Consider the following 18,669-nt stretch of genomic DNA (forward strand, 5'->3'; position numbering starts at 1 on the left):
GGCGCTATCCATCCCCACCCTACAGAGGGTGGGGAATTCCGCGCGTTTTGTTAAATTATGTATCCTTTATGAGAATGTTCGCTCTGACACTGAAATGGCTCCCTTCCAAGCCGCAAAGCCGCGATTGAGGCTGACATCTTTCTTCACGTTGTAAAGCTAGGTCAAGAAACGTTCTCTTTTGTAAAAAACTGCCGCTACGAAAGATAGGGAGCATTGGCCGGGATCCCAGATGGGAAACAGATTGAAAACCGATCTAAGCCTTTTTGCGCGAGGTAAAGCCGATTTACATTTTTTGATTTCATCGCTTCTTGCCTTCGCGGTAGAAAAAGACTGGAAACAAGGCGAGCCAGCTTCTTCTCGTCTGCCAGTTGAGGTTGCCAGCAGCGGCTGAGGCTTCTTGTCCAAGTCCGATCCCGTAGATGGTGGCCTGGCTCTGGGGGCGAGCTTCGCTTGCTCATCTTGGTTCTATCGGCTTCGATCCCGTCGGCGGTTCTGTGAGTTAAACAGCACCTCTCGGCACTGGGGATCCAAGCGGTGTTGCATTCCTGGCCGGCAGGTGCTCTCTTGTCCGCTGCAGGGAATGTGGATTCATAACCTCTTTTACTTTCGCTAGGGAGATTCAAAACCATGAACGATGTATTTGGCAAAGTTGTTGCCCAAGCTGACTCCAAAGGCGCTTTTTTGGGAGAGAACGAGTTTGCCGCTCTCCAGCAGGTAATTGCTGAGGGGAACAAGCGTTTGGATGCTGTGAACCGCCTCACCAGCAATGCCTCCAAGATCGTGACCGATGCCATCCGTCAGTTGTTTGCCGAGGAGCCCAATTTGAACGCTCCCGGTGGCCCTGCCTACCCCAGTCGTAACGTAGCCGCCTGTATGCGGGACATGGACATTATTCTCCGCTACATCACCTACGCAGTGGCAGCCGGAGATGCCAGTGTGCTGAACGAGCGCTGCCTGAACGGCCTGCGGGAAACCTATCAAGCCTTGGGCACCCCCGGCAGCTCAGTGGCCAACGGTATCCAAAAGATGAAAAAGGCTGCGGTGGCGGTGGTAAACGACCCCAACGGCATCACCCGGGGTGACTGCAGCGCTCTGATTGCCGAAATCGAATCCTACTTCGATCGCGCTGCTGCCGCTGTGGTTTGATCCCTTGTGGACTGAAGTTTCTGTTGTGTCCGGATCCAGTTGTGAAGACCTCTCTGGGATCTAAGACAACTCGGGTTGGCAGGGGATCCCTGGAAAAGTAACCTGTTTTGCAGCGATTTTGCAGTTGAGACTTTGAATCTTTTGCTTTGTTTTTTGCATTGAGCTTGAGTTAAGTAAAGGAGCGTTTTGAATCATGCAAACCCCAATTGTTGACGCCATCGCCACTGCCGACAGCCAAGGGCGCTACCTGAGCAACAGCGAATTGCAGGCCATCAATGGCCGTTTTCAGCGGGCTGCCGCCAGCATGGAAGCCGCCCGAGTTCTGAGCAGCCGTGCCGACGAGCTGGTGCGCGGTGCCACCGAAGCGGTTTACGCCAAGTTCCCCTACACCACCCAACCCGGTGGGCAGTGCCACACCCAAGCCGGCAAAGACAAGTGCGCCCGCGACGTGCGCCACTACCTGCGCTACATCACCTACTGCTTGGTAGCCGGTGGCACCGGTCCTCTGGACGAGTATCAGTTGGCCGGGATCCGCGAGATCAACGCCGCTTTTGAACTCTCCCCCAGTTGGTTCATCGAAGCCCTGCGCTACATCAAAGCCAACCACGGCCTGACCGGGCAAGCGGCCACCGAAGCCAACACCTACATCGACTACGCCATCAACGCGCTCAGCTAAACCCTTGGCTTGGGATCCCTCTAAAAGGGCGACGCCGGCTAGCCAGTTGGCTCATCCCATAAACCAGGGGGGATGGCGAGGGAAGGTTGTTGAGGGCAACGGTGGTGAGCCTGCTACGTTGCGGAGAGATACGTTTGACCACGTGGGTTTGCGGATCAGTCTCCCCAATAGGAAGGCGCCACTGTTGCTCTTCTGCAGCTTGGGGCTGCCGATTTTTGATTTCTAATTTTAGTTTTCGATTTCTACAGTCGTTTCAGGCTAGGGTGAGACGCCTGGGCTATTGATCGCGCCAGCGGGACGGAGTCCTTGAAAAGCCTTTTGGCCCCCTGCATTATTGCTCCGCAACGCCGACGCGACGACGCAACCAACACTTTAGGTGTGGGTGCAATGTCCTAGCTTGAATCGAAATGACCCTAAACGCAAGCTTGTTCTCAATCTGTGTCCATTCAGTTCAATCGGGGGAATTAGCATGAGTGCAATTACAGCGGCAAGCCGGATGGGGATCCGGGGCATTACGGAGACCACCCCACTGGAGTTGCGCCCCAACGCCAGCCAGGATCAGCTCAATGCGGTGCTGCGGGCCATCTACCGTCAGGTGCTGGGCAACGACCATTTGTTTGGGGCCGATAGGAAGGAGCTAGCCAGTGCGGAATCGCTGCTGCGCCAGGGCAGCCTGACGGTGCGGGAGTTTGTGCGATTGATCGCCAAGTCCGAAGCCTACAAAAAGCGGTTTTTCTACCCCAACTCGCAAACCCGGGCCATCGAGCTCAATTTCAAGCATCTGCTGGGACGCGCTCCCACCAGCCCCAAAGACATCGCCCGCCATTTGGACATCTACCAATCTGGCGGCCACAGCGCGGAGATCGATTCCTACATCGACAGCCCAGAATACCTAGAAGCTTTTGGAGACAACATCGTCCCCTACCCGCGTGGGTTTGAATACCGCAAGGCTCATTCCACCCGCGACTTTACCAATCTCTTCGCTCTCTACGGGGGCTACGCCAACAACGATCGCTCCCAAGGGCCCAGACCCCGTCTGATGATGCCTTTGGCCACCGGGTTTACCCCGGCCATTCGCCGCATTGGGGTGCGGGGCCTGCTGCCGCCCAGCCCCATTTCCAAACACCTGGGGCCGCCAACGGGCCAGTCGGATCGCATGTTCTGTGTGGAAGTGACCCGACTGCTGAATCCGCCTTCGGCGCTGGCCACTTCCAGCCGAGTGCGCAAATCCAACCAGCAGATTTTCGTCTCTGCCGATCAACTGTCGGCAACAATGCAGCGGTTGCTCAAATCGGGCGCCAAGATCGTCAGTGTCCGCAGCGCTTGATCCCTTCTCGGTGTCCTCTCCGTTGTTGATTCCATGACCACTGCTGTTCCTCTGGATCCCAATCCGTCGGTGGATCTCACCCCGGCTGGACAAATCGCCAAGCTGCGCCACGGGGATCCAGGGGAACGCTACTATGCGGCTTGGTGGCTGGGGCGCATGCGCATTGCCGAAGGGATCCCTGCCCTGATCGAGGCCCTGGCCGATGAAACGGATCGCACCGCTCAAGGGGGATATCCGCTGCGGCGCAACGCTGCTCGTGCTTTGGGTAAACTGGGATCCCTCGCCGGGATCCCTCCCCTGAAGGCGGCTTTGTCTTGCTCCGATGGCCAAGTGGTGGCAGCGGCTGCCCAGGCGCTGGTTGAGATTGCCTTTGCCAACAACCTCCATAGGGATCCCGACGAAGTGGAAAAGCTGGGATCCGCTTTGCTAGAAGGGCTGCGCCGTGTGGAGCGAGGACTGCAAACAGAAGCCCAAGCCGCCCTAGAGGCCATTATCGAGGCTCTTGGACAACTGCAAGTGACCGCTGCTCTGGAGCCAATCTGTCCCTACCTAGAGCACACTTCCATCCGTTTGCAATGTGCGGCGGCACGGGCCTGCTATCGTCTCACTGGGGATCCGACTTTTGCTCAGCGCCTGCTGTCGGTGTTGAATCACCACAACATCCATCTGCGGCGGGCTGCCCTTTTGGATTTGGGGGCCAGTGGCTATTTGCCGGCAGCACAAGCCATTGCGGTGGCGGCGGTGGAGGTCAACCTGAAGCTCCTCGCCCTCAAACAGTTGGTGGAGATCAACCTGGAACAACATCAAAGGATCCCCGGTGCTGAGCTGCAGCAGGTGCTGCGGCTGATCGACGAGCTGCTGTGAGCGGTGGTGCTTCTGGGCCCTTGCTGTTCACATTAGCGGGACGGAGTCCTTTGCAACTGACCTATCAAGGCATTGCCCATGAGTTTGTGCATCCCTCTGCAGCGATTCAAAGCCGTCAGAATCTGTCCGCTCGGCACCAGGGTTGGGCTCCGTGGCTGTAGCACTGCCTCAGTCTTTTGCCTTCCCGTATCGAGGTGCCGCCCTCAGTTTTGGAGCAAGGGCAACAGCAAGGATCCCTGAGGTGCAAGGGATCCCCTCAAGTTTCCTCTCGGAAGCACTTCATGACCTTGGTCGAGGAAACCCAAAGGACGCCGTCCCGCTGACGCGACCGGGGGGATGAGCATCTGTTGCAGCAACTGGAACAGGAACGGCAACTGTTGGCCTGACAAGCTCGCTGCCTGCCCAAGGGATCCAGCTAATGCCCGACAATTGCCCAGAAGGGTTCGATATTCCCGATAATGGGAAGCGGCTCCTGGGATTCAAAGAGGGATCCGGGATCAGTTTGTTGTTGAGGCAGTGGTTGGGGTGCAGGACACAAGGTAATGGAGGAGTCTGCCACTCAGGAAGAGATCCCTGGGGGATCTCCTTCAGCAGGGCCATCCCGTTCGTTGATGTCGGTGGCGGGCTTGGTGGCCGGGGCGACCTTGCTCAGTAAGGGCATAGGCTTTATTCGCCAAGCTTTGATTGCAGCAGTGTATGGCTCGGGGCCGGAGTACAGCGCCTTCGGGGTAGCCTACATCCTGCCCGGTTTTCTGTTGATTCTGCTGGGAGGGATCAACGGCCCTTTTCACAGCGCCATCGTCAGTGTCCTCAGAAAGCAGCGGGATCGGGACAGGGAGGATGCGGCTGCCTGGCTGGAATCCATTTCCACCTTGGTAGGCTGCCTGCTCCTGCTGGTCAGCTTGGGCCTTTGGTGGGGAGCGGACTGGGTGGTGCGCCTGAATGCGCCGGGAGCCAGCCCCGAAGTCCATGCTCTGGCCGCTGCGCAACTGCGGATCATGGCCCCTTTGGCCTTGCTCTCGGGGTGGATTGGCATCGGCTTTGGAGCGCTGAATGCTGCCGAACACTACGCCTTGCCTGCCCTTAGCCCGCTGATCTCCAGCTTGGCGGTGATCGGGATCCTGGTCACGCTGGGATGGACGGGGATCCCAACTTTGCTGGCCTGGGGCGTGCTCATCGGGGCCATTGCCCAATGGTTGGCCCAAGTTCCGCTCCAGATGCGGTTAGGGCTGGGGCGACCGCGCCTGCGCTTTGAGTGGGGATCCCCGCAGGTACGGGCGGTGGGCTTGCTGATGTTGCCGGCGGTGATCTCCTCCGGGATGATCCACATCAATGTTTATGTGGATCTGTTTTTTGCCTCTTTCGTACCTGGGGATCGCACCATCGGCAACTTGGGATATGCCCAGCTTCTGGTACAAACGCCGCTGGGGATCCTCTCCAACATGGTGCTGGTGCCCTTGATGCCTCTCTATGCCCAGTTGGCAGGGGATGGATCCCGTTGGCCGGAGCTGCGCCAGCGTATCCGCCAAGGGCTGATGCTTACGGCAATTGTGACCCTGCCCCTGTCGATGCTGTTGGTGGCTTTGGCCGAGCCCATTGTCCAAGTGGCCTACCAGCGGGGGCGCTTTACGCCGGAGGTGACACAAGAGGTGGCAGCCCTGCTCATGGCCTATGGTCTGGGGATGACCGGTTACCTGCTGCGGGATGTGCTGGTGCGGATCTTCTATGCCCTGGAGGATGGGGCTACGCCTCTGCGCATCAGCAGCATGGCCATTGGCCTGAATGCCCTACTGGACTTTCTATTTTTGCAGGCTTTTGGAGCGCCGGGCATTGCCCTGGCCACGGCGGGGGTTAATCTGGTGGCGCTGATCGGTTTGGGAATCCGGCTGCACCGGCACCTGCCGGGGATCCCTTGGCGGGAGATGGGACAAGCCCTGCTGCCGTTGCTGGGGATCACCGTCTTGGCCGGGGGGCTCAGCCATTGGCTGTGGACCCAACTGCGCTCCTACGAGATTGTGGGGTCTCCCCTGCTCACCGCCATCATTTGGGCCGGGCTGGCCGCGGGTTTAGGTCTAAGCTTGTTCGCCGCCGGAGCTCTCTACCTGCGGATCCCAGAAGTGGAGTGGGTAGCAGCCCAACTGCGGAAACGGGTAGGACGCCGGGGGAGCAAGTTGGCAAGCCGGAACTAGCTGATGGCTTCCAGGTAATCCCGCACCCGGTTGCGCCGCTTCGGCTGACGCAGCTTCTGCAGGGCTTTGGCCTCAATTTGCCGCACCCGCTCTCGCGACAGATCCAAGGCGCGACCGATTTCCGCCAGCGAATAGGTGCGCCCATCCCCCAAGCCGAAACGCATGCGGATCACATCCCGCTCGCGGCTGGTGAGATCCGAGAGCAACTGCTGTAGATCGCGATGCAGGGCTTCCCGCATCATGGTCTCTTCTGGAGAAATGTCGTCGGTTTCCAGCAGATCCCCCAGTTCGGTGTCCTTGTCTTTGCCCACCTTGGTTTCTAGAGATACAGAGCGCGGCACCCGCACCAACAGTTCCCGCACCTGGGGCGGGGTCATCTCCAGCTCGGAGGCGATGTCTTCGATGGTGGGAGTACGGCCCTTTTCCTGGGAGAGCTTGCGCTGCGCTTTTTTGATCTTGTTCAGCTTCTCGGTGATGTGGACGGGCAGGCGAATGGTACGGCTTTGGGTGGCAATGGCGCGGGTAATGCCCTGCCGGATCCACCAGTAGGCGTAGGTGCTGAAGCGGTAGCCCTTTTTCGGGTCGAACTTTTCCACCGCTCGCTCCAGGCCCAGCGTACCCTCTTGGATCAGATCCAACAGCTCCAAGCCGCGGTTTTGGTACTTTTTCGCCACCGACACCACCAGGCGCAGGTTGGCCTTGATCATGTGTTCTTTGGCACGCTTGCCAATCCGCTGAATCTGCTGCAGCTTTTCAGGGGTCAGTTGCGCCCACTCGGGGTACTGGTTGGCCTTGGCCACCCATTCCGCAAGAGTGGGATCCCGTCCCAACTCTTTCTGCAGGCGCAGGCGCAAATCCAAGAGCTTCATGTAGTCTTGGACTTTTTGGGCCAGGGCCACCTCTTCATCGCGCCCCAAAAGAGGAACACGACCAATCTCCTGTAAATAGAGGCGCACCAGATCAGTGGAGCGGCGGGTCGGCTCCTCTTCCAGAAACTCGCCATCGGCCAGATCCACCTCTGCTTCTTCGGCAGCCTCGAGGAGATCGGCGGGGCCATCCAACAAAATGTCGTTGAGTTCAGGTTCGTAGTTAGACATGTAGGGTGTTGCTGATGTAGCGACAGGGGTAGGCAGTTCAGTGGGCTGAGAGAGGAATGGTCAGTGATGTGGAGCAAGTTAAGCTTAAGTGTTCCCCAACGGTAACTTCGCGCCTGCTCAACGCCTTACAGCAGTCAGAGGAAATCATACATTGACCTCTTCCTCAACCGGACCTCCTGCCCATGCCCCATAGGGAAAGGCTGAAGTAGCAGCGGAGGGGTCACACGGAGAGCGTGAGCCCCTTATCATAACTTAATTATAGTTGCATTTCTCAGCCCAGAGACATGAGATCCAGCGTAGGATCCCCCCAGTTCAACCGTCACCGCCACTGCGAAAAAGCGTATTGTCCTCAGGGTAAACCCGGCAGGTCGTCCTTGGGGGAAGTAACCCATCCATCCTAGAGGGTCTAAACTTCAAAGGTAGCGTGTAAATTGCTTTGCCTATTCCAATCTATTCGATTCTATTCGATGAACTGTTCCTATTCACCTATCCCACCCAGCTGTGGGGGAGCCAGACTCCCCGAACAGGTCAACCCCCTTCCTCTGGGCGGACTGGGCTCTGCTCAGGCACTTGGGTTGGCCATAGCCCCGCTGACGGGGGAAAAGGTTTCAACCTTGGCGTTGACGACTCTATTGGCCATCGGTCTATTCTTTTTTCTGCGAGCTGCGGGCAAGGATCGCGTGGAGAGTCGCCTCTACTTTAGCAGTCGCAGCCTGGAAGAAATGGGATCCGCTCTGCGAGAGCACTTGGAAGGGCGCGGCTATCGTCTCCAGTCCGCCGATGCCGAGGGGATCGCCACCTTTGCAGGGCAGGGTCAGGCTAGCGTGGGGCTGGCCCTTTTTTTGACGGGGCTGGCGGGGACGGGACTGGCCTGTTTGGCCTTGGTGCTGCAGACCCTTGAGCCGGGGTGGGGAGCTTGGCCCTGGATGGTGGTGCTGGCTTCTCCTTGGGCGGGTTGGTACTACCGGCAGCGCAACCAACGCCCGGAACAAATCCGCCTGAAACTGCAGGAAGCCGACGAGGACTCTGTCCCGCTCTCGTCCTGGGAACGAACGCCAACGGCTTCTGGATCCCACCTGTGGGTGGAGGGGCATCGGGATGAGCTGGATGGGCTGGCTGCAGCCCTGGGGTTGCAAGAACGGGATCTGGATTAGGGGTAGGGGAGTCTAAGGCCAATCGGGAGAGAGAGGTGCTGGGATCAAAGACAGTTGATCCCCAACGGCGGAATCGGGGCTGCGATTGGGAGCGGGCTCTTTTTTGCAGTTCTTCTGGGCAGGTTGGCTTTTTCCTTGGTTGCGCAGGCCCAGGCCGATGCGGCTGTGTTTTTCCACTAGGGCCAGCACCTGTTTGGCCCGCTCGATCACCGGCTGGGGCAGGCCGGCCATGCGTCCCACCTCGATGCCATAGGAGCGATCTGCCCCCCCAGGCTGTACCTGGTGCAAGAAGATGATGCGATCTTGCAATTCCTTGACCACCACCTGAAAGTTGGCCACGTTGGGCAGCAAGGTCTCCAGTTGGTTGAGCTCGTGGTAGTGGGTGGCAAAGACCGTACGGGCGCGCACCTGAGTGGCCAGGTATTCCGCCACCGCCCAGGCAATGGAAAGGCCATCGAAGGTAGCGGTGCCGCGGCCAATCTCGTCCAAAAGCACCAGGGATCGCTCGCCGGCGTGGTTGAGGATGTTGGCGGTCTCGTTCATTTCCACCATGAAGGTGGACTGGCCGGTAGCCAGATCGTCCACAGCGCCAATGCGGGTAAATACGCGGTCGCAGAGGCCCAACTCTGCCCGCCGCGCGGGGACAAAGCTGCCCATCTGGGCCAGGATTTGGATGAGCCCAATTTGCCGCAGGTAGGTAGACTTGCCGGACATGTTGGGGCCGGTGAGGACGATGAGATCCGGGCCGTGGGGGGATCCCAGTTGCACCGAATTGGGCACGAAGAGGCCCTGGGGCAGGGATTTTTCCACCACCGGGTGGCGACCCTCCTCGAGCATGAGCCGGCGGTCTGTTGTGAGGAGGGGACGGGTGTAGCCCTGCTGCACGGCCACTTCCGCCAGGCCAAACAGGGCATCGACAGCAGCCAGGGTCTGGGCCACTTGGCGAATGGCCTCGGTCTGGGATCCCGCCTGCTGGCGCAGCTGCACAAACAGCTCGTATTCCTGCTGGTTGATGTCGGTCTGGGCGGTGAGAATGCGGGCCTCTTTTTCTTTCAGCTCAGGGGTAATGAACCGCTCTTCGTTGGTCAGGGTTTGCTTGCGGATGTACTCTTTGGGCACCTGGTGGGCCTTGGCGCGGCTGATGCTGAGGTAATAGCCGAAGGCCTTGTTGAAGCCCACTTTGAGGGTGGGGATGCCGGTGCGGTCGCGCTCGCTTTTTTCCAACTGGGCAATCCACTGGCGGTCTTGCTCCACCTGTTGCCGCAGCCTGTCCAGCTCCGGATCCACCCCGGGCCGGATCAGACCCCCTTCGGTAAGGATGGGCGGGGGCGAGGGCAAGAGGGTGTGCTCAATGCGGCGGCCCAGATCCACCAGGGCGGGATCCACTTGCTGTAGGCTCTGCAGGAGGGGGGTTTTGGCCTCAGCCACTAGCTCGGCCAGTTGGGGCAGTTTGCCCAAGGAGGATCCCAGGGCCACCATCTCGCGCGGGTTGGCGGTGCCCGATCCGACGCGGTTGGCCAGCCGCTCCAGGTCGTACAGAGAGTCCAGAAGGGATCCCAGGCGGGCCCGCAGAGAAGGGTTTTCCAAAAGCTCTTGGATGGTGTCTTGGCGAAGGCGGATTTGCTCCGAATCCCGCAAAGGCTGCATTAGCCAGCGCCGCAAAGTGCGCCCCCCCATGGCTGTACGGCTGTGATCCAGCACCCAGAGCAGGGATCCGACAAAGGATCCCTCGCGGATGGTCTGGGTCAGCTCCAAGTTGCGGCGGGTTTGGGGATCCAAGATGAGGTAATCCGTCAACTGATAGGTGCGAGGGGGACGCAGGAGCGGATGGCCCCCCTGAGGAGAGGGCTGCACTAGGTTCTTTTGCGTCTCCTCCAAATAGTGCAACAGCCCCCCCGCCGCTCGAATAGCTAGGGGCAGCCCCTCGCAGCCCAATCCCTCCAGAGAGCGCAGGCCGTAGGTTTGCATTAGGTTCTCCCGCGCCACCGCCAACTCGAAAGGCTCCGCTGGGCGCAGCGTATAGGCGTACTGGCCGGGTAGCCCCAAAGGCCCTTGGGGATCCCCGGGCCGCAGTAGACCCAGGCCCAGTCCCTCCTCGGTGGGCAGCAAAACCTCTGCCGGCTGCAGCCGGGCCAGTTCCTGCTCCAGTTGCTCTTGCCCCTCGCTTTGACACACCCAGAACTCGCTGGTGGAGATATCCGCATAGGCTAGGCCCCAGCGGCAGGGAGCCTGCTTCGATCCTTTGAGCCGCACGACGGCTGCCAGGTAGTTGTTTTGCCGCGCCTGCAGCAGCTCCTCTTCGAGGACGGTGCCAGGGGTGATCACCCGCGTCACTTCCCGCCGCACCAAGCCCTTGGCCTGATCTGCCGGCTCCATCTGGTCGCAGACGGCCAGGGCATAGCCTTTGGCCACCAACTGGGCGGCATAGCGGTCAAAGGCGTGGTAAGGGATCCCGCACATGGGTACCCGCCCTATGGCCCCTGCTTCTCGCCCGGTGAGCACCAGCTCCAGCTCCCGCGACACCACTTGCGCATCCTGGAAAAACATCTCGTAGAAATCCCCCAGGCGGTAGAGCAGAATGGCGTGCGGGTATTGCCGCTTCAGCTCTACGTAGTGCTGCATCATGGGGGTGAGGAGGGTGGGATCCACCTCCAGGGCATTCCAAGTATGCTCGGCGGGAGAAGTCATGGCATCAAAACGTTTGCAAGCAATGGGCTCAAGGTTGAGAGCCTGGCCAAACCGGACCGATCAGCTTGGGCCATTCTAGATCTAGATGAAGTATGAGACATTTCCCCAGCCCTCCTCCTCTGGGGAGAGGGAAGCTAGGTAATTGCCATTTCGCAGTTGGTTGAAATGACCTCGCCCAGGGTAGTCGGATCCCCCCTGAGGTAAGGCCGAGTGGCTTGGCAAAGGATTCGTTCCTCCTTCACCCGTGCCCTCGGCTGTTCTCTGCCGATTTTGGTGCTCCTCACCCCCCTGGTGCTGGGATCCCCGGCGCAAGCTCAGCGGGGCAGCGGAGCTGGGTTTCATGGGCCGCCCTGGCCGTTCCTTCTTCGAGGCCCCTTTCCGGGCTCAGGAGTACCTCAGCCGGCTGCAAGCGGAGATGGCCTTCGCCAACATCAACTCCGGCAGCGTCTCTGACCTGCAGAATCAAGTGCAGAACCTGTTGGGCAACGTGAGTACGGATCCCGGCAGCTACACCTTCGCCGACTACAGTCGCAGCAAAGCTGCCCGCTACTCTGCCCGCGCAGCCCTCCATCTGTTGGCGGCTGAGCGCCTCGGAGGGGTGGCTGCCCTGAGTAGGCGCTGATCTGGCCTACCCTGAACTGAGGGGATAGAAGGGATCCCTGCTGGCTGAGTTTCCGGGGTTAACCCCTCTATCTTCTCTGGCCCCTGCTGGAGTTGGGTTAAAGTGAAAGCCCCCAGAGCGGGGGCTGTTCTTCTCGAATACTGACTGATCGCGTCTTTACATCTCCCTTGGTGTACCTGCGTTTCCTGCACCTGTGGCACTTTCGCAACTACCGGGAGCAAGAGATCACCTTTGACGCGCCCAAAACCATCCTGGTGGGGGAGAACGCCCAGGGTAAGACCAACCTGCTGGAAGCGGTGGAGCTGTTGGCCACCTTGCGCTCGCGGCGGGCCAGCCGGGATCGGGAGCTGGTGCATCAAGAAGAACAGCAGGCGCGGATTGCCGCCACGGTTGAACGGCTGGGTGTGGCCCATGAGCTGGTGATGGAGCTGCGCAGCAGCGGCAGGCGATCCCTGAAGGTGGACGGGCAGGTGCTGCGCCGCCAGGCGGACTTTTTGGGACAGGTGAATGCGGTGGTGTTCTCCAGCCTGGATCTGGAGCTGGTGCGGGGCGCTCCGGAGACGCGGCGCCATTGGTTGGACGGGGTGTTGCTGCAACTGGAGCCGGTTTATCTCGGCCTGGTGGAGCAATATCGCCAGATCCTCAGGCAGCGCAACGCCCTTTTGAAGCAGGATCCCAAGGACTCTGTCCCGCTAACGCAAGCGGCTGCTGGCGTTCAGTTCTCGCAGATGGCCTTCTGGGATGCCCAACTGGCCACCACCGGTAGCCGAATTATGCGCCGCCGCGCCCGGCTGCTGCAACGGCTGGAGCCTTTGGCTGCTCACTGGCACCGGGTCATTAGCGGTGGACGGGAAACCCTGACCCTTACCTATCGACCCCAAGTGCCCCTGCCGGATCCCCAGGCCAGCCCCGAAGTGATCCAAGCCCAGTTTTTGGCCGAGATCCGCGCCAAAGCCGCCGCCGAACACTCCCTGGGCAGCTCTCTGGTGGGCCCCCATCGGGATGAAGTGGAGCTGTGCATTAACGGAGTTGCCGCCCGCGCCTATGGATCCCAAGGCCAGCAGCGCACTCTGGTTTTGGCTCTGAAATTGGCGGAGCTGGAGCTGATCGAGCAGGTGGTCAGGGATCCGCCCTTGCTGCTGTTGGACGATGTGCTGGCCGAGCTGGATCTGCACCGGCAAAACCAGCTCTTGGAAGCCATTCAGGAGCGCGTGCAAACCTTGGTTACCACCACCCATCTGGGATCCTTTGACGCCGGCTGGCTCAAGGCCGCCCAAATCCTTCAGGTGCAGGGGGGACAGCTTTTTCCCGACAAAACAGGGGGTGGGATCCCGTAGGACAGACCGGAGCTCTGGCGGTAAGGGAAACTCCCTCTGGGAGGGGGGCTGGGGGTGGTCGCGTCAGCGGCGCCGAGCGCTTGAGCTCTACAGCCGAGCGCGATCCAGGCTGCGGTATTGAATCGCTTCGGCAATGTGGGTGGGGGCAATGGCCTCCGCGCCCTCGAGATCGGCGATGGTGCGGGCCACCTTGAGGATGCGGTCGCTCCCCCGCGCAGACAGGCCCAGCTTTTGGATGGCGTTCTCCAAGAGCTTGCGACAGGGATCCGAAAGGGAGCACCACTGCCGCAGGTGGCGGGATTGCATCTGGGCGTTGCAGTGGATCCCAGGCTCGTTTTGAAAGCGCTGCCGCTGCCGTTGTCGTGCCCGCTCCACCCGCCGCTGCACCGCTTGGGAAGATTCGCCGCCCTGGGCGCGGACAATTTCTTCCGGCTTAAGGCGGTTGACCCGCACCTGCAGGTCGATGCGATCCAGCAGCGGGCCGGAGAGCTTGGACCAGTAGCGCTCCCGCTGTTGCGGCGTACAGGTGCAGGGGTGAACGGGATCCCCGTAGAAGCCGCAGGGACAGGGGTTGGTGGAGGCCACCAGGGTGGTTTGGGCGGGAAACTCCAGGGAAACGCGGGCGCGGGAGATGGTAACCTTGCCATCTTCCAGGGGTTGGCGCAGCACCTCCAGCACCTCCCGCCGGAATTCCGTCAGCTCATCCAGGTACAGGATGCCATGGTGGGCCAGCGAGATTTCCCCGGGCTTGGGGTAGGGGCCGCCACCCACCAGCGCCACTGCCGAAGCCGAATGGTGGGGAGCGCGAAAGGGCCGCTGGGTGATCAAGGCGGTTTGTCCACCCAGGTGGAGATTTTGCCGCAACAGGCCGGCTGCCGAGTAGATGCGGGTGATCTCCAACATCTCTTCCCACTGCAACTGGGGCAAAATGCCGGGCAGTCGCCGGGCCAACATGGTTTTGCCCGCCCCAGGGCTGCCCACCAGCAACAGGTTGTGCCCACCTGCCGCCGCTATCTCCAAGGCCCGCCGGGCGTGTTCTTGTCCTTTTACGTCCGCCAAGTCCAGAGGGGATTCCCAATTGGCCGACACCATCTGTTGCGGTTGGATCTGGATCGGCTTAACCCCGTTCGGGTGCTGCAGCCAGTTCACCACCGCCGCCAAGGAAGGCAACCCATACACTTGGATCCCTTGCACCACCGCTCCTTCCGGCCCATTTTCCTGGGGTACCACCAGGCGGCGGATCCCCATCTCGGCAGCGCTGGCGGCAATAGGCAGAACCCCGGCCACCGGGCGTAGGGTGCCGTCTAGGGCCAATTCCCCCACCATCAGGGTGTTGGCCAGCGCTTCCCCCTCGATCACCCCGGAGGCCGCCAAGATCCCGATGGCAATGGGCAGATCGAAGCTGGGGCCCTCTTTGCGCAGATCGGCAGGGGCCAAGTTGACGATGATCCGCCGCTGGGGTAAAGCAAAGCCGGAGTTCTTGATCGCCGCCCGCACTCGCTCTTTGGCCTCCTGAACGGCAGTATCGGGCAGTCCCACCAAGGTGATCTGGGGCAAGCCACCGCCCACATCCACCTCCACCGTAACCTGCACGGCCCGGAGTCCCAGCAGAGCGGCAGCAGTGACTTGGGCAAACAATGCAGTCACCTCCCTCGGATAGTTCTTTTACCCTTTGCACAAGTGGCCGCAGGCCTATTCTGTCCCAACACGTATCCTGGCCGAAATTGGGATCCCCACACTGCCGGCTGCATTTGCCCAAGGAGAATGTCACAATCATCTCAGGTTTTTCCTGCCCCCAAGGAGGCACGTCGGTTTTCGCAGTCGCAGTCTTTAATGAATGCGGGATCCCGGATCCGAGCTTGCCGAATGGCTCAGGCTTGGGTTGGCTGTTGCTGCCGCCTTTGCGCAGCACAGCAGCGGTGAGGCTATGTTCTGACCAGGATGGGAACCCCCAGGGGGGGATAGCAGGGATCCGGATCCCTCTGATCGCAGCCTGCACCTCCAACCCAGATTTCCCCAGCCATTTGCCCTTTGGCAGAGGTCAAAAGGCGGGCACACCCCTCTGCCGACAAGCCAACAGAGGGACGACCCCATCTCTAGGAGGCTGATGCCGGTGGTCTTTCCTGCTGCTGAACCCCCTTTCGAGCGTTTCTCTGGCTCTGGGAAAAAGCGCGCCCTAACCTGGAATGAACTGGAGGAGCAGGTGCAGCAGTTTGCCCAGCGCTACCGGGGGCAGGTGGTCCAGCTCAGCCCGCCAGAGCTGGCGGTGGCGCTGCAGGAGTTGTCGGAGCTGACGCAGGCGCTCGCCCTGGCAGCCCATCTTGCCGAGGGTTGCGAGAGCAGCAGCCTTCCAACAGCGATCCCGGCTGAGGCCGAACCAGAGATGGCCTGGACGAAGGCAGACCCCAGCTGGAGGGATCTGGAGCGGGTCATCTCCCTGCAGAGCCAGCTGTTGTTTTTCCCCCTGGAACTGCAATCCCTGACCGCCGTTCCCCTCGGCGAACCCGCAGCTGAGACGCCGCAGGAGCGAGAGGATCGGCCCTCGGATCCCTTGGCCGCTGCTTGTGCCGAGCCGGAGCTGCGCCCCTTTCGCCAGTTTTTGTGTCGCCTCCTGCAGCAGCGGGGTCACCAACAACCGGAGCCTCTGGAGTGCCTGCTCCACCAACAGTACCCAACAGGAAGGTTAGCTTGGCGGCAGTTGTGGCAAGTGACCCTGAACTCGCCTGCTGCGCTCCCAGAGCACACTCTTGTCCAGCTGCAGAGCTTACAAACTCACGCCAGCGCGGAGATCCGCTGGGTGGCCTACCAGCGGCTAGTCCAACACCTAGAAGCCCATGCCGATCTGGGTGGGTTTATCCTCAGCACCCTGATCCGAGACCACCTGTGGGAGGCCCAATGGCGGGGCTATGACTCTGCTGCCGAGCTGTATCTGGCCCGCCAGGGCCTGACTCAGACCTTTTTGGAGAACCTATTGGAAGGGATCCGCGATCGGTTGGATCTGTTCCAGCGCTATTACCGCCTCAAAAGCCGAAACATGGGACGTTCCATTCGCATCTGCGATCTGCATGCGCCCTGGGGGGATCCCGTTCCACCCCTGACCTCTGCTGAGGCCACCTCTCTAATCTGGGCAGCCCTGCAGGACTTCTGCCCCGAGTGTGCGGCCCAGGCCAAACCCTGGCTGCTAGAAGTCGGCTCGGCAATCGAGGCAGACAAGCCCAATCGCGCAGCGGGCGCAGCCTTTCGCCCCGGCGAAACGGAGTTCTCGCCCAGGTCGCGAGAAACGGGATCCGGCGGGAGCGAGCTCTTGTTGAAGACCCTTGCCACCCTCAGCCGGCGGCTCCGGCCTGAGGATCCCCAAGTTTGGCTGGATCTGGAGGAGATGCAGGGGAGTTCCGCACTGCTGCCGCGAGCGTGGGGGGTGCAGGCTCACACCGTCTTTTTGCAGCAAATACTCCTGGATCACCTGGTTGCCTCAGCAGTGGGATCCCCTCGCATGGGCAGGCCTGCTCTTTACGACCCAGAGGGGCAAACTGCTCCGCAGCGCTGGCGGGAACGCTCCAGCAGCCTCCAGTTGGCCCAGGCCCTGTTGATACACCATTTGGAAGCCCAGTTGCAGGCGGTGTTTTACCAGAGCTTGATCAGTCGGCTGGAGCTGATTCTCTATCGGTCGGGGCTCCCCGAATGGGAAAACGGTGTAACCTACTCCTCCTGGGTGAGCGAAGAGTGGTTGAAGCTGTGTCAGGAGCTGTGCGGAGATGCGGTGGAACTGTTGCCGGAACACCAGTTCTACTGGGTGGGGATGCCGGAGCTGTTTCTCCGCCCCTTCAGTGCCTATCAGGCCAGCCTTGCCAGCCTGGTGGCCTTGGCCTGTCACCGCCGCTATCATGATTCTCCGCGCAACTTTCTGCCCCACTACCTCCGTTGGTTGGCCAGCCCGCCCGGATCCCTGACTTTGGCAGAAACCACCCAGATGCTGCAGGCAAATCTGAGCGACCCAGGGGGAGTGTTGCAGGCGCTGGAGGAGCTGGAGCATTGGATCGAGACGCTAGAAAAGCTGCTGGAAGAGGATCCGGATCGCTGACCCACCCTTGTTCTCTTGGACGTAGGCATGCCCTGCGGCGGGAAGATCCTGCGCCCGACTCCTGCGAACCCACTCCGGCAGCACCAGCCATTAAAGCGCGTCCCTTCCTGAAATGGGCAGGGGGAAAAGGGCAACTGCTCAGCCAATACGAACCCTTTTTCCCTCGCACCTGGAACACCTATCACGAGCCCTTTTTGGGGGGTGGAGCGGTCTTTTTTCATCTGGCCCAAGGGATCCCATCGGGTTCTCGACACTTTGTTTTGTCGGATATCAACCCTGAGCTGGTGAATGTGTATCGCTGCGTGCGGGATCAGGTGGAGGAGATCATTGCCCTGCTCAGCCACCACCAAGCCCACCACAGCCGGGATTATTACTACACCATCCGCGCGGCTCGATTTGAAGATCCGGCGCAACGGGCTGCCCGCCTGCTGTACTTGAACAAAACCTGTTTCAACGGCCTCTACCGGGAGAACTCGCGGGGAGAGTTCAATGTTCCTTTGGGCCGTTACCGCAATCCCCGCATTTGCGACGCGGAGAACCTACGGGCCGTGGCACGAGTTTTACAAGGCGTGGAGATCGCGGTGCAGCCGTTTTGGCAGGTGCTCGAACGAGCCAAACCCGGGGATTTCGTCTATTTGGATCCCCCTTACTATCCCCTTTCTGCCAGCAGCAGCTTCACAGCCTACAGCCGGTTTGCCTTCGGCGAAGCGGAACAGATCCGCCTGCGAGAAGTGTTTGGAACATTGGCCGACCGAGGCGTGCAGGTGCTGCTCTCCAATTCCGATTGCCCCTTTGTGCGGGAACTGTACCGGGATTACCCCATCCAGACCATCTCTGCCAGCCGTGCCATCAGCGCCCAGGGCCACAAACGCGGTCCCATCACCGAGGTCTTGGTGCTGAGCCATCCCAGCCTGGCCACCGCCTGCAGTGGGCCGGAAGAGATCCCGTTTTGCCCCGGAACCATCTAGGGTAATGGATGAGCAGGTCGAGATCCAAGGCGGGATCTCGAGCTTGGACACACTATTGCTCCGCAACGCTGACGCGACGAGACAACGGGAACAACAGCGCATGGATCCACGAGAAATTGAGGCATTGGTACGGGCTGCCCTACCCGGCGCAAGGGTGCAGGTGGAAGACACTGTCGGCGATGGCCATCATTTCCAGGCCATCGTGGTGGCGGAACAATTCCAGGGCTTGCCCCTGATCAAACAGCACCGGCTGGTGAATGAGGCCCTGAAAGCTTACCTGCAGGATGGCCGCCTACATGCTTTAGCCCTGCGCACCTTTACCCCCGCCCAGTGGGAGCAACTCCAGGGGCTGGATTCTGGTTCATCAGCCAATTGAGCCAAGAGGAGCATTCCCAGTCGGGCTGTGCATCGCCTCAACTCCTCTCTCCCTTTGAGAAAGGGGCTGAAGCTGTCGCAAACGGGAATCTTGACATCCTCCCCGGCCTGAAGGCCGGAGATTCCTACCACGCTGCGCATGGAT

At 60.5% G+C, this 18,669-nt stretch carries 15 protein-coding genes; 12 read left to right on the forward strand and 3 right to left on the reverse strand.

Annotated features, from left to right (window positions below):
* The first annotated feature begins 229 nt into the window (after window positions 1-229).
* From NW829_RS06530 to murJ, 6 genes are all read left to right on the forward strand, one after another.
* Window positions 230-391, forward strand: a complete 162-nt coding sequence (locus tag NW829_RS06530; protein WP_414349720.1) for a hypothetical protein — start codon at window positions 230-232, stop codon at window positions 389-391.
* A gap of 236 nt (window positions 392-627) precedes the next feature.
* Complete coding sequence (locus tag NW829_RS06535; protein ID WP_011434282.1) at window positions 628-1,146, forward strand: phycocyanin subunit beta; 519 nt, start codon at window positions 628-630, stop codon at window positions 1,144-1,146.
* A gap of 193 nt (window positions 1,147-1,339) precedes the next feature.
* Window positions 1,340-1,822, forward strand: a complete 483-nt coding sequence (locus NW829_RS06540) for a phycocyanin subunit alpha (protein ID WP_011434281.1) — start codon at window positions 1,340-1,342, stop codon at window positions 1,820-1,822.
* A gap of 469 nt (window positions 1,823-2,291) precedes the next feature.
* Complete coding sequence (locus NW829_RS06545; RefSeq protein ID WP_011434279.1) at window positions 2,292-3,149, forward strand: phycobilisome rod-core linker polypeptide; 858 nt, start codon at window positions 2,292-2,294, stop codon at window positions 3,147-3,149.
* Window positions 3,150-3,182: 33 nt separating this feature from the next.
* Window positions 3,183-4,013, forward strand: a complete 831-nt coding sequence (locus tag NW829_RS06550; protein WP_414416703.1) for a HEAT repeat domain-containing protein — start codon at window positions 3,183-3,185, stop codon at window positions 4,011-4,013.
* Between the two features lie 542 nt (window positions 4,014-4,555).
* On the forward strand, window positions 4,556-6,202 hold the full coding sequence (murJ, locus tag NW829_RS06555) for a murein biosynthesis integral membrane protein MurJ (protein WP_414416704.1): 1,647 nt from the start codon (window positions 4,556-4,558) through the stop codon (window positions 6,200-6,202).
* Here murJ and sigC read toward each other — a convergent pair.
* Window positions 6,199-7,299, reverse strand: coding sequence for an RNA polymerase sigma factor SigC (gene sigC, locus NW829_RS06560; RefSeq protein WP_011434275.1), 1,101 nt, complete (start codon window positions 7,297-7,299; stop codon window positions 6,199-6,201). The genes murJ and sigC overlap by 4 nt on opposite strands.
* 575 nt (window positions 7,300-7,874) lie before the next feature.
* On the opposite strand from sigC, the gene NW829_RS06565 reads away from it, so the two are divergent.
* Window positions 7,875-8,453, forward strand: coding sequence for a cofactor assembly of complex C subunit B (locus tag NW829_RS06565; RefSeq protein ID WP_414416705.1), 579 nt, complete (start codon window positions 7,875-7,877; stop codon window positions 8,451-8,453).
* Between the two features lie 12 nt (window positions 8,454-8,465).
* Here NW829_RS06565 and mutS read toward each other — a convergent pair whose 3' ends face one another.
* Window positions 8,466-11,141, reverse strand: coding sequence for a DNA mismatch repair protein MutS (gene mutS / locus NW829_RS06570; RefSeq protein ID WP_414416706.1), 2,676 nt, complete (start codon window positions 11,139-11,141; stop codon window positions 8,466-8,468).
* Between the two features lie 244 nt (window positions 11,142-11,385).
* Between mutS and NW829_RS06575 the strand changes: the two genes are divergently transcribed.
* Both NW829_RS06575 and recF read left to right on the forward strand, forming a co-directional pair.
* Window positions 11,386-11,763 (forward strand): hypothetical protein, encoded by a 378-nt coding sequence (locus NW829_RS06575; RefSeq protein WP_414413837.1) that lies wholly within the window; start codon window positions 11,386-11,388, stop codon window positions 11,761-11,763.
* A 170-nt stretch (window positions 11,764-11,933) separates the two neighbouring features.
* Window positions 11,934-13,100 (forward strand): DNA replication/repair protein RecF, encoded by a 1,167-nt coding sequence (gene recF / locus NW829_RS06580; RefSeq protein WP_414416707.1) that lies wholly within the window; start codon window positions 11,934-11,936, stop codon window positions 13,098-13,100.
* 87 nt (window positions 13,101-13,187) lie between these two features.
* Here the strand turns inward: recF and NW829_RS06585 are convergent, their stop codons facing one another.
* Window positions 13,188-14,738 carry a YifB family Mg chelatase-like AAA ATPase gene (locus tag NW829_RS06585; RefSeq protein WP_414413982.1) on the reverse strand — a complete coding sequence of 517 codons (1,551 nt, stop codon included), beginning with the start codon at window positions 14,736-14,738 and terminating at the stop codon, window positions 13,188-13,190.
* A 469-nt stretch (window positions 14,739-15,207) separates the two neighbouring features.
* Between NW829_RS06585 and NW829_RS06590 the strand changes: the two genes are divergently transcribed.
* From NW829_RS06590 to NW829_RS06600, 3 genes are all read left to right on the forward strand, one after another.
* On the forward strand, window positions 15,208-17,181 hold the full coding sequence (locus tag NW829_RS06590) for a peptidase M3 (protein WP_414416708.1): 1,974 nt from the start codon (window positions 15,208-15,210) through the stop codon (window positions 17,179-17,181).
* Window positions 17,133-18,149 carry a DNA adenine methylase gene (locus NW829_RS06595; protein WP_414416709.1) on the forward strand — a complete coding sequence of 339 codons (1,017 nt, stop codon included), beginning with the start codon at window positions 17,133-17,135 and terminating at the stop codon, window positions 18,147-18,149. Before NW829_RS06590 ends, NW829_RS06595 begins: the two co-directional genes overlap by 49 nt.
* Before the next feature lie 100 nt (window positions 18,150-18,249).
* Entirely contained in the window at window positions 18,250-18,525 is a 276-nt protein-coding gene (locus NW829_RS06600) for a BolA family protein (RefSeq protein ID WP_011434256.1), read from the forward strand.
* Window positions 18,526-18,669: the final 144 nt, after the last annotated feature.

The sequence above is a fragment of the Synechococcus sp. R55.8 genome (assembly GCF_047461895.1).
Lineage (GTDB): Bacteria > Cyanobacteriota > Cyanobacteriia > Thermostichales > Thermostichaceae > Thermostichus.

Coding starts and splice junctions, on each gene's coding strand:
- NW829_RS06530 (WP_414349720.1), top strand. CDS start 230: ATGGGAAACAGATTGAAAACCGATCTAAGCCTTTTTGCGCGAGGTAAA.
- NW829_RS06535 (WP_011434282.1), top strand. CDS start 628: ATGAACGATGTATTTGGCAAAGTTGTTGCCCAAGCTGACTCCAAAGGC.
- NW829_RS06540 (WP_011434281.1), top strand. CDS start 1,340: ATGCAAACCCCAATTGTTGACGCCATCGCCACTGCCGACAGCCAAGGG.
- NW829_RS06545 (WP_011434279.1), top strand. CDS start 2,292: ATGAGTGCAATTACAGCGGCAAGCCGGATGGGGATCCGGGGCATTACG.
- NW829_RS06550 (WP_414416703.1), top strand. CDS start 3,183: ATGACCACTGCTGTTCCTCTGGATCCCAATCCGTCGGTGGATCTCACC.
- murJ (WP_414416704.1), top strand. CDS start 4,556: ATGGAGGAGTCTGCCACTCAGGAAGAGATCCCTGGGGGATCTCCTTCA.
- sigC (WP_011434275.1), bottom strand. CDS start 7,299: ATGTCTAACTACGAACCTGAACTCAACGACATTTTGTTGGATGGCCCC.
- mutS (WP_414416706.1), bottom strand. CDS start 11,141: ATGACTTCTCCCGCCGAGCATACTTGGAATGCCCTGGAGGTGGATCCC.
- NW829_RS06590 (WP_414416708.1), top strand. CDS start 15,208: ATGCCGGTGGTCTTTCCTGCTGCTGAACCCCCTTTCGAGCGTTTCTCT.
- NW829_RS06600 (WP_011434256.1), top strand. CDS start 18,250: ATGGATCCACGAGAAATTGAGGCATTGGTACGGGCTGCCCTACCCGGC.